The following is a 13346-nucleotide window of genomic DNA, read 5'->3' as shown; positions in this document are numbered from 1 at the left end:
CTCTCAGACCTTCGTGAGCCAGTGGGCGTACTTGGGATTCTTGCCGTTCACGATGTCGAAGAAGGCCGACTGGATCTTCTCGGTGACCGGGCCGCGCGAGCCGCCGTCGCCGCGGTTGCCGATCTCGATGCGGTCGAGTTCGCGAATCGGCGTCACTTCGGCAGCGGTGCCGGTGAAGAAGGCTTCATCGGAAATGTAGACCTCGTCGCGCGTGATGCGCTTTTGCACGAGTTCGATGCCCAGGTCCTTGCAGATGTGCAGGATCGTGTTGCGCGTGATGCCGTTCAGGGCGCCGGCCGACAGGTCGGGCGTGTAGACCACGCCGTTCTTGACCACGAACACGTTCTCGCCCGCGCCTTCCGACACGAAGCCGCTCGCGTCGAGCAGCAGCGCTTCGTCGTAGCCGTCGTCCAGCGCTTCCATGTTGGCCAGGATCGAGTTGGTGTAGTTGCTCACCGACTTGGCCTGCGTCATCGTGATGTTCACGTGGTGGCGCGTGTAGCTCGAGGTCTTCACGCGGATGCCGCGGCGCATGCCTTCTTCACCGAGGTAGGCGCCCCAGGACCAGGCGGCGACCATGGCGTGGATCTTGTTGCCCTTGGGGCTCACGCCCAGCTTTTCGGAGCCGATCCAGATGAGGGGGCGCAGGTAGCAGCTTTCGAGCTTGTTCTCGCGCACGACCTGTTTCTGGGCTTCGTTCAGCTGTTCCTGCGAGAACGGGATCTTCATGCGCAGGATCTTGGCGCTGTTGAACAGGCGCTCGGTGTGCTCGGCCAGGCGGAAGATGGACGTGCCGCCGTCGGCCGTCTTGTAGGCGCGCACGCCCTCGAAGGCGCCGCACCCGTAGTGCAGCGTGTGGCTGAGCACGTGGATCTTGGCGTCGCGCCAGTCCACGAGTTCGCCGTCCATCCAGATCTTGCCGTCACGGTCGTCCAGCGAGGGGGGGATCGAGCTCATTTCCTGATTCCTTTGGGAGCGGTGTGGGGTGCGACCCGGGGGGAAGTCGCAAAAGCTTTCGATTTTACGGCGGAGCCCGGAACCCAGTACCCGACAATGGCCGGTTGTGCCAACCAGTGGAAAAAGGGTTCCCGTGTCCGTATTCAAGAACGTCATCGTCTATCGCATCGAACCTGCCTGGTCCCAATCACTGACCGAGGCAGAAGAAGGGCTGGCCAAGCAACGCTTCGTGCCTTGCGGCCCCTCGCAGGAAAAGTCCGCCGGCTGGGTCGAGCCCCGCGGCGAGGCCAACGGCCCGCTGGTGGAGTCCATCGACGGCCAGTGGCTGGTCGAGTACATGATCGAGAGCAAGCAGGTCCCCGGCTCCGTGGTGCGCCGCAAGCTCGACGAGCGCTGCGCCCAGATCGAGACGACCACCGGCCGCAAGCCCGGCAAGAAGGAAAAGAAGGAGCTCAAGGAAGACATCACCCTGGAGCTGCTGCCCATGGCCTTCACGCGCAGCGCGCGCGTGACGGTGTGGATCGACAAGGCCGAGAACCGCCTCGTGATCAACTGCGGCAATGCGGCGCGCGCCGACGAAGTGGTCACCAGCCTCGTGAAGTCGCTCGACGGCTTTGCCGTGGCGCTGATCAACACGCAGATCGAGCCGGCCGCCGCCATGGCCAACTGGCTGCTGACGCAGGAGCCGCCGGCCGGTTTCAGCATCGACCGCGAGTGCGAGCTCAAGGCCTCCGACGACTCCAAGGCCGTGGTGCGCTACGCCAAGCACGCGCTGGACATCGACGAGGTCAAGCAGCACATCACCGACGGCAAGCGCCCGACGCGCCTGGCGCTCACCTGGGACGACCGCGTGTCCTTCGAGCTGACGCACGGCCTGCTGATCCGCAAGATCACCTTCCTCGAAGGCACGGGCGACGGCGCGGCGGGCGGCAAGAAGGAAGACAACTTCGACGCCGACGTGGCGATTGCGACCGGCGAACTCGGCCAACTGGTGCCGGCGCTGCTCGACGCGCTGGGCGGCGAGGCGGCGTTCTCGGCGGCACCGCCGGACGAAGCGCCGAAGGCTGCAGCCACCGCACCTGCAACGCAGGCCGACACGCCCGAAGAAGAAGACGCGCCGTTCTGAGGTTCTGAATCAGGCGAAGCGCCCGCGCCGCCTTCAGGCCGCGGGCGTTTCTTCGTCGACCGGCGTCTCGGGCCGCGTGAGCGTCCAGCTCTGCAGCTTGCCGCCGTTGAACACGGTGTCGACGTAGGAGCCGCCGGCATCGGTCCAGCGGTACAGCTCGGGCTGCTCGTTCTCGGGCGAGCGCAGCTCGCCGAGCGCGCGCGTCATCGCGATGACGTGCATCAGCGTCACGCCGGGCTTGAGCTTGGCATTCAGCATCACGGAGCTCGCCACCGTGCCCATGGGCCGGTCGGCGGCCCGCTTGAGCACCTGCATCGTGCGGTTGAAGTGCATCAGCAGGAACATCACGATGGCGCCGCCGGCGAACGCCACGCCGCCCCATCCGTATTGGTGCCACGACAAGCCGAGGAGAACGACGGCCCCCACGGGCACCAGCAATTTCTGGAAATTCATGGGGCGCATTGTCGCCGCCCGGTGGAAGGCCCCCGCAGGCCGATGCAGTTGCCCCAGGGGTCGCGCACCTGCGCCATGTGTTCGTCGCCCTCCAGCCGCAGCGGGCCGCGGTACAGCGGCGCGCCGCACGCCTCGAGGTGAGCCAGCGCCGCATCGAAGTCGGCGACGTTCCAGTACACGACCGAGCCGCAAGCACCGGCGCCGACCTTCGCATCGGCCGGCACGAGCTCCAGCAGCACGCCGTGGACCGACAGGCACTCGAAAGCCGGCGAGCCGATCGACAGCGGCACCGCATCGGGGAAGGCGTCGGCGTACCAGCGCAGTGCGGCGTTCACATCGGTGACGTGGACCATGACGGCGGCAATGGGGGGAACGGTGGATTTCATTCGGCGACAGCGGGAAACGGGCCGCGATTGTGCAGCCCCGACCGCGCCGCAGTAGCGACCGTGGCTACCGCCGGGCGCAGAAAGCGGTACTCACCCCGAAAAGCGCAGGGTGCGGCGATGGGTGCGGGCACATTTCGCCGCACGGGCATCTGCCCGGGCCACCGAGAAACGCATGAACATCCAGCGCTCCGTCAGCATCGTTCGACTCACCCTTGCCGCCGCACTCGCGGGCACCGTCCTCAGCGGCTGCTACGTGGTGCCGCTCGGGCAACCCGCTCCCATCGCGCCGTCGCAGCAGAGCTACGCCGTCGCACCGGGGCCTGTGTCACAGACCTTCAGCGCGCGGCTCTATCCGTCGAATGCTGAAGCCGCGCGCTACGGCGCCGTCGGGGGCACGGTGACCAACGACATGAACGGCCGCGGCCACTTCAATGCGCAGATCGGCGCCGAACAGTTTCAGGGAGAGGCGACCCGCGTGGCCGGCTCGCGCACCACCGGCGTGGCGAACGCCACCGGCAGTCGCGGCGGCAACCTGAGTTGCCAGTACACGATGAACTCCGCCACCTTGGGCAGCGGCCAGTGCGTGCTCAACAACGGGCCGGCGTTCACGATGCACATCGGAAGCTAAGCAACGAATCAGAGAAGGCCAGGGAGGCCAGGGAGGCCAGGGAGGCCAGGGAGGCCAGGGAAGGTAGGGAGGGTCTGCCCGGCGCGTCCACCACGCGCCGGGCATTTTTTTCTTCGGCTTGCCGGTTCACCAGTTCACGAGCTGCCGCATCTTGCGTCGCAGCTCGCGTTCGCGTTTCTGCTCGGCGTTCCAGTCGTCGCGGATGGCCAGCGTGACCGACAGCGCCATCAGCAGGATCACGAACGCAAAGGGCAGCGCGAACACGATGGTCGCCGTCTGTATCGCCTTGATGCCGCCCGCGAACAGCAGGCTCAGCGCAATCGCCGCCACCAGCACGCCCCAGGTGATCTTGACGCGGGCCGGCGGGTTCGGATTGCCCTTCGTGCTCATGATGCCCAGCACCAGCGTCGCGGAATCGCCCGAGGTCACGAAGAACACGAACACCAGCAGCGTGGCCACGATCGACAGCAGCCCGCCCATGGGCATCGCCTTGAACATCACGAACATGGTGGTCGACACGTCGGCCTTCACCGACTCGACCAGCGGCACGCCCTGGAAGATCTCGAAGTTGAGCGCCGCGCCGCCGAACACCGAGAACCACGCGAAGCCCACCAGCGTGGGCGCGATCACAGTGCCCAGGATGAACTGGCGGATCGTGCGGCCGCGCGACACGCGCGCAATGAACAGGCCCACGAACGGCGACCACGCCAGCCACCAGGCCCAGTAGAAGAGCGTCCAGTCGGCCACCCACGAGCTGTTGCGGAACGGGTTCATGCGCAGGCTCATGCGCACGAACTCGGCGAGGTACGAGCCCAGCGTGTTGGTGAAGGTCTCGACGATGGCGATGGTCGGCCCGACCACCAGCACCGTGAGCGCCAGCAGCGCCGCCAGCACCAGGTTGCCCATCGACAGCCACTTCACGCCGCGCTCGACGCCGGTGACCGCCGAGGTGATGAACAGCACCGTCGTCACCACGATGATCACCGCCTGCGTCCAGCGGCCGATGTCCGCGCCGAAGGCCGCGTGCAGCCCGCTGTTGATCTGCGTGGCGCCCATGCCCAGCGAGGCCGCCACACCGAAGGCCGTGGCCACCACGGCCAGCACGTTGAAGGCTGGCGACAGCCGCTGCACGAAGCGCCACGGCAGCGCCTCGGTGGCCGAGCTGACCAGCGGCAGCGCCTTGCGGCGGAAGCTGAAGAAGGCGATCGACAGGCCGACGATGCCGTAGATCGCCCAGGGGTGCAGCCCCCAGTGGAAGAAGGCGTAGCGCATGGCCACGCCGGCCGCATCGGGCGTGCCGGGGATCACACCGGGCGGCGGGTTCGCGTAGTGCGAGATCGGCTCGGCCACGCCCCAGAACACCAGGCCGATGCCCATGCCGGCCGCGAACAGCATCGCGAACCAGGCGCCGATGGAGAACTCGGGCTCGTCGTCCTCGTCGCCCAGCTTCAGGTCGCCGAAGCGGCTGAACGCCAGGAAGACGGCCAGCACCACCAGCCCGAGCACCACCCACAGGTAGAACCAGCCGAAGTTGCGTGTGATGTCGGCGAGCGCGGTGCTGAACACGCGGTCGAGCGACGCGGGAGAGATCAACCCCCACAGCACGACCACGGCGATCAGCCCGGCGGAGACGATGAGTTGCATGGCGGGTCTCCTGGTGGGGGTGTTGTCGTGCGGGTGCGCGTCAGTCGAGCCGTCGCACCACGTCCATCGCTTCCTCGATGCGGTCGACCGGGTGAATGGTCAGGCCCTCGATCTCCTTCGTGCCCTTGCGCGGCGCGTTCGCCTTCGGCACCACGGCCACGCTGAAGCCCAGCTTGGCGGCTTCGCGCAGGCGCTCCTGGCCGCGCGGCGCAGGCCGCACCTCGCCGGCCAGGCCGACTTCGCCGAAGGCGATGAAGCCCTTGGGCAGCGGCTTGCCGCGCAGGCTGGAGGTGATGGCCAGCATCACGGCCAGGTCGGCCGCGGGCTCGCTGATGCGCACGCCGCCCACCGCGTTGACGAACACGTCCTGGTCCATGCAGGCCACGCCGGCGTGGCGGTGCAGCACGGCCAGCAGCATCGCGAGGCGGTCGCGGTCCAGGCCCACCGACAGGCGGCGCGGGCTCGGCCCGCCGTTGTCGACCAGCGCCTGGATTTCCACCAGCATCGGCCGCGTGCCCTCGAGCGTGACCAGCACCACGCTGCCGGGCACGGGCTCGGCGTGCTGGCTCAGGAAGATCGCGCTCGGGTTGGTCACGCCCTTCAGGCCGCGCTCGGTCATGGCGAACACGCCGATCTCGTTCACCGCGCCGAAGCGGTTCTTGATGGCGCGCACGAGGCGAAAGCTCGAGTGCGTGTCGCCTTCGAAGTACAGCACCGTGTCGACCATGTGCTCGAGCACGCGCGGGCCCGCAAGCGCGCCCTCTTTCGTGACGTGGCCCACCAGCACCACGGCCGTGCCGCTGGTCTTGGCAAAGCGCGTGAGGTGCGCCGCGCATTCGCGCACCTGCGCCACCGAGCCGGGCGCGGAGGTGAGCTGGTCGGAGTACACGGTCTGGATGGAGTCGATCACCGCGATGGCCGGGCGCGTGGCATCGAGCGTGGCGATGATTTTTTCGAGCTGGATCTCGGCCAGCACCTGCACCTGCGAGTGATCGAGCCCGAGTCGCCGGGAGCGCAGCGCGACCTGCGAGCCGCTTTCCTCGCCGGTGACGTACAGCGCGTTCTGCCCTGCACGCTGCAGCGCGTCGACCGCCTGCAGCAGCAGCGTCGACTTGCCGATGCCCGGGTCGCCGCCGATCAGCGTGACGCCGCCCGACACGATGCCGCCGCCGAGCACGCGGTCGAGTTCGTCGATGCCGGTGGGCGTGCGCGCGATATCGGTCGCTTCGATTTCCGACAGCGTGGCGAGTTCAGACGCGCCCGCGAGCGACGCGAACTGCGTGCCGAAGCGGTTGTTGGCCGGTCCGTTGGCCGCGCCGGCGACCTGTTCGATGAGTGTGTTCCATGCACCGCAGCTCGGGCATTTGCCGAGCCACTTGGGGCTGGTGCCGCCGCATTCGCTGCAGACGAAAGTTGTTTTGTCCTTGGCCATGCAGCGAGTTTAGGGGGCGCGGTTCAGGCGATGGCGAATTCGCGCACCAGCAGGTCCGCGAACGCCGCCGCGGCCGGCGACAGCGATCGGCCCTGCCGCGTCACGACCGCGATGTTGCGCGCCACGGTCGGACGCATGAGCCGCCGCGCGACCAGCCGCGTGTGGTCGGCGTGCGCGAGGATCGACGCCGGCAGCAGCGCCGGGCCGAGGCCGCTGGCCGCCATCGCGAGCGCCGTGGTCAGCAGCGTCACCTCGTAGGCGATGTCCAGCCGCACGCCGGCGGTTGCCGCGGCAATGTCGATGCTGCTGCGCACGCCGTACCCCGGCTTGACCGTGATCAGTGGATGGCCCGCGAGCTGCCGCCAGGTGATGCGGTCGGTGCCGGGCAGGCGCAGGTCGCGGTCGGCAATCACCGCGAGGTGGTCGTGCACGAACACGCGCTGGTCCAGCCCCGGCGTGCGCGCCTGCAGCGTGCCCACGCCGAAGTCGACCTGCTCGCCGAGCACCTTCTCCACGAACTGCCCCGGCGCGCAGTCTTCGATGGCCACCTTCACGTCGGGATGCAGGTCGAGGTAGCGGCGCAGGGCCTTGGGCATCAGCGTCTGCGCGATGGTGGACGTGGCCGCGATGCGCACGCGCCCGCGCCGGCCCGCCGCCAGCTCGGCCATGCCGGTGCCCAGCGCATCGAGTTCGGCCAGCACGCGCTCGGCATAGGCGATGGCCTCGTTCGCGGCCTCGGTGCGTTGCAGCGAACGCGTGGTGCGGTCGAACAGGCGCACGCCGAGCCGCGCTTCGAGCTCGCGCAACAGCACGCTGACGGCCGGCTGCGTCAGCGACAGCGACGCCGCCGCGCTCGACAGCTGGCCGCTGTGGTACACGGCCGCGAACGCGCGCAGCTGCCGCACCGAGGGCACGCCGCGCATTGATAACGGTTTTTTATGAATGGCCATGAAAGTTTCACTTTTTCCGCGAGCCGGTTCGGCACTGTAATGGCGCCTCACAAGAATCTGGAGACAAGCGACCCATGACCGAGCAACTGCAAGCCCAGGTGCTGATCGTCGGCGCCGGCCCCGTGGGGCTGACGCTGGCCATCGACCTGGCGCAACGCGGCATCGACGTGCTGATGACCGAGATCCGCCACCGTGGCGAGCCGCCCAACGTGAAGTGCAACCACGTGGCGGCGCGCTCGATGGAGGTGTTCCGCCGCCTGGGCGTGGCGCAGGCGCTGCGCGACGCAGGCCTGCCGGCCGACTACCCCAACGACGTGGCCTACCGCACGGCCGTGACGGGCATGGAGCTGTCGCGCATTCCGATCCCCGCGCGCCGCGACCGCTACACCGCCACCGGCGGCCCCGACACCTGGTGGCCCACGGCCGAGCCGCCGCACCGCATCAACCAGATCTTCCTGGAGCCGGTGCTGTTCGCGCATGCCGAGGGCACGCCCGGCCTGCGCATCCGCAACCGCACGCGCATCGACGACTTCGAGCAGGACGACGAGGGCGTGTGGGCCACGGGCGTGGACCTGGACGACGGCCGCGCGGTGCGCATCCGCTGCCAGTACCTCGTCGGTTGCGACGGCAGCCGCTCGACGGTGCGCAAGAAGATCGGCGCCAGCCTGCACGGCACCGACGTGGTGGGCCGCGTGCAGTCGACGTACTTTCGCGCGCCCGCGCTGCTGGGCCTGCTGAAGCACCCGCCGGCCTGGGCCACCTTCGCGCTGAACCCGCGCCGCTGCGGCAACGTGTACGCCATCGACGGGCGCGAGACCTGGCTGCTGCACAACTACCTGCTGCCCGAGGAGACCGACTTCGACTCGATCGACCGCGACTGGGCGATCCGCCAGATCCTGGGCGTGGGCGACGACTTCGACTACGAAGTGATCTCCAACGAAGACTGGGTGGGTCGCCGGCTCGTGGCCGACCGCTTCCGCGACCGTCGCGTGTTCATCTGCGGCGACGCGGCGCACCTGTGGATTCCGATGGCGGGCTATGGCATGAACGCCGGCATCGCCGATGCGATGAACCTCTCGTGGCTGCTCGCGGGCCGGCTGCACGGCTGGCTGGCCGAGGGCGCGCTCGCGGCGCACGAGGCCGAGCGCCAGCCGATCACCGAGCAGGTGTCGCGGTTCGCGATGAACCACGCGCTGGCGCTGCAGCGCCAGCGCGAAGGCGTGCCCGAGAACATCGAGGCACCGGGGCCCGAAGGCGAGGCACTGCGCGCCGCGCGCGGCCAGGCGCTGTACGACCTGAACGTGCAGCAGTACTGCTGCGGTGGCCTCAACTTCGGCTACTTCTACGACGGCTCGCCGCTCATCGCCTACGACGGCGAGGCCGCCCCCGCCTACACGATGTACGAGTTCACGCCTTCGACCGTGCCGGGCTGCCGCACGCCGCATCTGTGGCTGGACGACGGCCGCTCGCTGTACGACGCGATGGCGATGCCCGGCGAGGGCTACACGCTGCTGCGCTTCGATCCCGCGATCGATGTCGCGCCGCTCGAAGCCGCCGCCGCGGCGCGCGGCCTGCCGCTGCGCACGCTCGACATCCGCGCCTCGGCCACCACCGCGGTCTACGACCGGCCGCTCGTCATCTCGCGCCCCGACCAGCACGTGGCCTGGCGCGGGCATGTCGTGCCGGCCGACGCGCTCGCGCTGATCGACCTGCTGCGCGGCGCCACTGCAGTGGCCGCACCGACACCCGAAAAAGAAAGAGAGACAAGCCAATGAACCGTCGCCATGCCCTGCGCCATCTGGGCGCCCTGTCCGCCGCTGCCTGCGCCGCAGGCCCCGCCCTCGTGCGGGCGCAAAGTGACAAGCCCATCACCCTCGTCGTGCCCTACGCGCCCGGCGGCACGACCGACATGCTCGGCCGGCTGATCGCGCAGCAGCTGGGCTCCGCCCTGGGCCGCACCGTGATCGTCGACAACCGGCCGGGCGCCGGCACCGCCATCGGTGCCTCGCAGGTGGCGCGCGCGGCACCCGACGGCTCGACGCTGCTGGTCGCGACCAGCACCACGCTCGCCATCAACCCCTGGCTCTACAAGAAGCTCTCGTACGACCCCGCGAAAGACTTCGCACCGGTCGGCCTCATCGGCGCGGTGCCGCTGATGGTGGTGGTGCACCCGTCGGTGCCGGCGACCACGCTGGCCGAGCTGGTGGCGCTCGCGAAATCGCGGCCCGATGCGCTGAGCTACGGCTCCGCCGGCAACGGCAGCCCGCAGCACCTGGGTGCGGAGATGTTCAAGGTCGCGACCGCCGCGAACATGGTGCACGTGCCCTACAAGGGCAGCGCGCTCGCACTGACCGACCTGCTCGGCGGCCAGCTGCAGCTCATGTTCACCGACATCGCGCCGGCCCTGCAGCACGTGCGCAGCGGCAAGCTGCGCGCGCTGGCCGTGACCTCGCGCAAGCGCCAGCCGACCTTCCCCGCCGTGCCGACCGTGGCCGAGTCGGGCGTGGCGGGCACCGCCGATTTCGAGGCGGTGGCGTGGCAGAGCGTGGTCGCGCCCGCGGGCACGCCCAAGGCCTTCATCGACCGCTGCAGCCAGGAGATCGCCCGCCTCGTCGCGCAGCCCGCGCTGCGCCAGAAGCTCGAGAACGAGGGCTTCGAACCGGCCGCGCCCGGCGCGCACGGCGCGGGCGCGCCGGAGCAATTGGCCGCCTACATCCGCAGCGAAACCGAACGCTGGGGCCGGGTGATCCGCGCCTCGGGCACGACGATCGACTGAGCGCCAACAAGCCCGCAAGGGTTATCCCGCAGGCGTGTTTTCTCGGCATTCATTTAACATGTTAAATAATTCTGAGAGGCACAGCTTTTGAGCACCACCTTCACGCACCGCAATTTGCCGCGCCTGCTGCTGCAGGCCCGCGAAGCCGTGATGGCCCACACGCGGCCCAGCCTGCGCGAGCACGCGCTGTCCGACCAGCAATGGCGCGTGCTGCGCGTGCTCGGCGAGCACGGCGCGGTCGACACCGGCCGCGTCGCACGCGAGGCCTTCATCCTCGGCCCCAGCCTCACGGGCGTGCTCGCGCGCATGGAGCGCGACAACCTCATCACCCGCGCCCGCGACCCGGCCGACCAGCGCCGCACCGTGGTCGAGGCCACGCCGCACGGCATGAAGCTCGTGAAGCGCCTGGGCACCAGCATCGAGGCGCACTACGACTGGATGGAACAGTCGCTGGGCAAGGCCAAGCTGACGCAGCTCTACGGCCTGCTGGACGAACTGATCGCGCTGGAGCAACCCGAACCATGACCACCTCCTCCTTTCTCCCCACCGGCACCGTGTACGGCACGCTGCTGAACTTCCGCGCCGAGGCCGCGGCGCTCGCGCCGCAGATGACCGAGGCACCCTACAAGGCACCGCCGAAGGCGCCCGTGCTCTACGTGAAGACGGCCAACACCTGGAGCCCGCACGGCAGCACCGTCACCGTGCCCGCCGCGGTGTCCGACGTGGAAGTCGGTGCCAGCATCGGCATGGTGATCGGCGCCGAGGGCGACATCGAAGGCTTCGTGCTGCTGAACGACCTGTCGATCCCGCACGCGAGCTTTTTCCGCCCGCCGGTGAAGTTCAAGTGCGTCGACGGCTTCCTGGGCATCGGCCCCGCGCTGCGCGACGCGCAGGACGTGGCCGACCCGGCGCAGTTCCGCGTCGAGGTGCGCATCAACGGCGAACTCAAGCAGTCGATCGACTTCTCGCAACTCGTGCGCCCCGCGCCGCAGCTGCTCGCCGACGTGGGCGAGTTCATGACGCTGGCGCATGGCGACGTGCTGATGCTCGGGTGCGACCTGGGCCGTCCGCTGGCCCGCGCCGGCGACCGCATCGACATCTCCGCGCCGGGGTTCGAGACCCTGAGCAACACGCTGGTGAAGGAAGCAACGGCATGAAGCACGCACACGTCATCTTCGAAGGCCGCGAGCACACCGGCACCGCGCACGAGCTCAACGGCCAGGCCGACGCCGCCGTGCGGCTCCAAGACGGCCGCGTCGTGCCGCAGGAGCAGCTCGTGTGGCTGCCGCCGCTCGCGCCCACGGCGCGCCCGCGCACCATCCTCGCGCTCGGCCTGAACTACGCCGACCACGCGAAAGAGCTGGAGTTCAAGGCGCCCGAGGAACCGCTGGTGTTCGTCAAGGGCCAGAGCACGCTCATCGGCCACCGCCAGCTCACGCACCGCCCGGCCGACGTGACGTTCATGCACTACGAGTGCGAACTCGCCATCGTGGTCGGCAAGACCGCGAAGCATGTGAAGCGCGACGACGCCTACGACTTCATCGGCGGCTACACGGTGGCCAACGACTACGCCATTCGCGACTACCTCGAGAACTGGTACCGCCCCAACCTGCGCGTGAAGAACCGCGACACCTGCACGCCGCTGGGGCCGTGGTTCGTCGATGCGGCCGACGTGGCCGACCCGATGGCGCTCGCGCTGCGCACCACGGTGAACGGCACCGTCACGCAGCAGGGCAACACGCGCGACATGATCTTCGACGCGCCCTTCCTCATCGAGTACTTCAGCCGCTTCATGACGCTGTCGCCGGGCGACCTGATCCTCACTGGCACGCCCGACGGCGTGGTCGATTGCCAGCCGGGCGACGTGGTCGTGACCGAGATCGACGGCATCGGCGCGCTGGTCAACACCATCGCCGCGCGCTGACCGCACCCCTTTCCGAAAAACGGAGACACACCGCCATGACGACCGCCAGAACCCGGACCTTCCGCCTTGCTGCCGCCTTCGTGGCGGCCAGCGCCGCCACGCTGCTGCTCGCATCCGCGGCAACGGCACAGACCGCCTCGGCCTACCCGACCAAGCCCGTGCGCTGGGTCGTGGGCTACCCGGCCGGCGGCGGCACCGACTACCTCGCGCGCACGGCCGGCGCGCAGCTCTCGCAGCAGCTCGCGCAGCCCGTCACGGTGGACAACCGCCCCGGCGCGGGCGCGATCATCGCGTCGGAAAACGTGGCGCGTTCGCCGGGCGACGGCTACACCGTGTTCTCGGCCGACAACGGCGTGCTGGTCTACAACCCGGCGCTCTACAAGAAACTGCCCTACGACGCCGAGAAAGACTTCGCGCTGCTCGGCATGATGGGCCGCTCGCCACTCATCATCACGGCCGCGCCGGGCGCGGGTTTCAGCGACGCCAAGGCGCTCATCGCGGCGCTCAAGGCCTCGCCGGGCAAGTACAGCATCGCCACGCCGGGCACCGGCAGCCCGCACCACCTGGCCTACGAGCTGTTCCAGCGCGAAGCCGGCGTCTCGCTGCTGCACATTCCCTACAAGGGCGGCGCGCCGGCCCTGCAGGACCTCATGGGCAACCAGGTGCCGCTGATGATGCTCGACCTGCCCAGCGGCATCAGCGCCGTGAAGGCCGGCAAGGTGATCCCGCTGCTGGCCATGTCGTCCGAGCGCGTGCCGCAGCTGCCCCAGCTGCCCACGGCCAAGGAGCTCGGCTACGCCGTCGAGGCCTACACCTGGCAGGGGCTGGTGGCACCGGCCGCCACGCCCAAGGACATCCAGGCGCGCCTGGGCGCCGACCTGCTGAAAAGCATGAACGACACCGGCGTGAAGCAGAAGCTCTACGACGCCGGCTGGGAAGCCCGCCCCACGGACGCCGCCGAGATGGCCCGCTTCGTGGACACCGAACGCAAGAAGTGGCACGCGCTGATCAAGGCGCGCGACATCAAGCTCGACTGACGACACACCGCCGCAAGGCCGCAACACCTCCAC

At 69.1% G+C, this 13346-nt stretch carries 14 protein-coding genes; 8 read left to right on the top strand and 6 right to left on the bottom strand.

Annotated elements, in window-relative coordinates; all coding sequences use genetic code 11:
• Positions 1–3: 3 nt before the first annotated feature.
• Positions 4–957: a branched-chain amino acid transaminase gene (locus AC07OH_RS21845; RefSeq protein WP_153281132.1), complete on the bottom strand. Its 954-nt coding sequence runs from the start codon at positions 955–957 to the stop codon at positions 4–6.
• A gap of 133 nt (positions 958–1090) precedes the next feature.
• Between AC07OH_RS21845 and AC07OH_RS21840 the strand changes: the two genes are divergently transcribed.
• On the top strand, positions 1091–2083 hold the full coding sequence (locus AC07OH_RS21840; RefSeq protein ID WP_369630908.1) for a recombination-associated protein RdgC: 993 nt from the start codon (positions 1091–1093) through the stop codon (positions 2081–2083).
• A gap of 33 nt (positions 2084–2116) precedes the next feature.
• Here AC07OH_RS21840 and AC07OH_RS21835 read toward each other — a convergent pair whose 3' ends face one another.
• On the bottom strand, positions 2117–2545 hold the full coding sequence (locus AC07OH_RS21835; RefSeq protein WP_495302093.1) for a glycerate kinase: 429 nt from the start codon (positions 2543–2545) through the stop codon (positions 2117–2119).
• Complete coding sequence (locus AC07OH_RS21830) at positions 2533–2922, bottom strand: VOC family protein (protein WP_495302092.1); 390 nt, start codon at positions 2920–2922, stop codon at positions 2533–2535. Before AC07OH_RS21830 ends, AC07OH_RS21835 begins: the two co-directional genes overlap by 13 nt.
• Positions 2923–3094: 172 nt before the next feature.
• Here AC07OH_RS21830 and AC07OH_RS21825 point away from each other — a divergent pair, with 172 nt between their 5' ends.
• Positions 3095–3550: a hypothetical protein gene (locus AC07OH_RS21825; RefSeq protein WP_489060264.1), complete on the top strand. Its 456-nt coding sequence runs from the start codon at positions 3095–3097 to the stop codon at positions 3548–3550.
• A gap of 126 nt (positions 3551–3676) precedes the next feature.
• On the opposite strand, the gene AC07OH_RS21820 is transcribed toward AC07OH_RS21825, so the two are convergent.
• From AC07OH_RS21820 to AC07OH_RS21810, 3 genes are read right to left on the bottom strand one after another with little or no spacing between them, the layout of a single operon-like run.
• The gene (locus AC07OH_RS21820) at positions 3677–5194 is read right to left on the bottom strand and encodes a BCCT family transporter (protein ID WP_495302091.1); all 1518 of its coding nucleotides are present in this window, start codon (positions 5192–5194) and stop codon (positions 3677–3679) included.
• Positions 5195–5234: 40 nt separating this feature from the next.
• Positions 5235–6626: a DNA repair protein RadA gene (gene radA / locus AC07OH_RS21815; protein WP_307696501.1), complete on the bottom strand. Its 1392-nt coding sequence runs from the start codon at positions 6624–6626 to the stop codon at positions 5235–5237.
• A 23-nt stretch (positions 6627–6649) separates the two neighbouring features.
• Positions 6650–7576 (bottom strand): LysR family transcriptional regulator, encoded by a 927-nt coding sequence (locus tag AC07OH_RS21810; RefSeq protein ID WP_492682431.1) that lies wholly within the window; start codon positions 7574–7576, stop codon positions 6650–6652.
• A 74-nt stretch (positions 7577–7650) separates the two neighbouring features.
• Between AC07OH_RS21810 and AC07OH_RS21805 the strand changes: the two genes are divergently transcribed.
• From AC07OH_RS21805 to AC07OH_RS21780, 6 genes are all read left to right on the top strand, one after another.
• Positions 7651–9351: an FAD-dependent oxidoreductase gene (locus AC07OH_RS21805; protein ID WP_495302090.1), complete on the top strand. Its 1701-nt coding sequence runs from the start codon at positions 7651–7653 to the stop codon at positions 9349–9351.
• Positions 9348–10352: a tripartite tricarboxylate transporter substrate binding protein gene (locus AC07OH_RS21800; RefSeq protein WP_495302089.1), complete on the top strand. Its 1005-nt coding sequence runs from the start codon at positions 9348–9350 to the stop codon at positions 10350–10352. Before AC07OH_RS21805 ends, AC07OH_RS21800 begins: the two co-directional genes overlap by 4 nt.
• An 87-nt stretch (positions 10353–10439) precedes the next feature.
• Positions 10440–10877, top strand: coding sequence for a homoprotocatechuate degradation operon regulator HpaR (hpaR, locus tag AC07OH_RS21795; protein WP_056583837.1), 438 nt, complete (start codon positions 10440–10442; stop codon positions 10875–10877).
• Positions 10874–11509, top strand: coding sequence for a fumarylacetoacetate hydrolase family protein (locus tag AC07OH_RS21790; RefSeq protein ID WP_495302088.1), 636 nt, complete (start codon positions 10874–10876; stop codon positions 11507–11509). Before hpaR ends, AC07OH_RS21790 begins: the two co-directional genes overlap by 4 nt.
• Positions 11506–12276, top strand: coding sequence for a fumarylacetoacetate hydrolase family protein (locus AC07OH_RS21785; protein WP_495302087.1), 771 nt, complete (start codon positions 11506–11508; stop codon positions 12274–12276). The genes AC07OH_RS21790 and AC07OH_RS21785 overlap by 4 nt, the downstream gene beginning before the upstream one ends.
• A 35-nt stretch (positions 12277–12311) precedes the next feature.
• The gene (locus AC07OH_RS21780) at positions 12312–13313 is read left to right on the top strand and encodes a Bug family tripartite tricarboxylate transporter substrate binding protein (RefSeq protein ID WP_495302086.1); all 1002 of its coding nucleotides are present in this window, start codon (positions 12312–12314) and stop codon (positions 13311–13313) included.
• The last annotated feature ends 33 nt before the right edge of the window (positions 13314–13346 follow it).

Source organism: Variovorax sp. GW821-FHT10C12 (assembly GCF_059415405.1).
The sequence above is the reverse complement of the archived record's forward strand: the minus strand, read 5'-3'. Positions and strand labels throughout refer to the sequence as shown.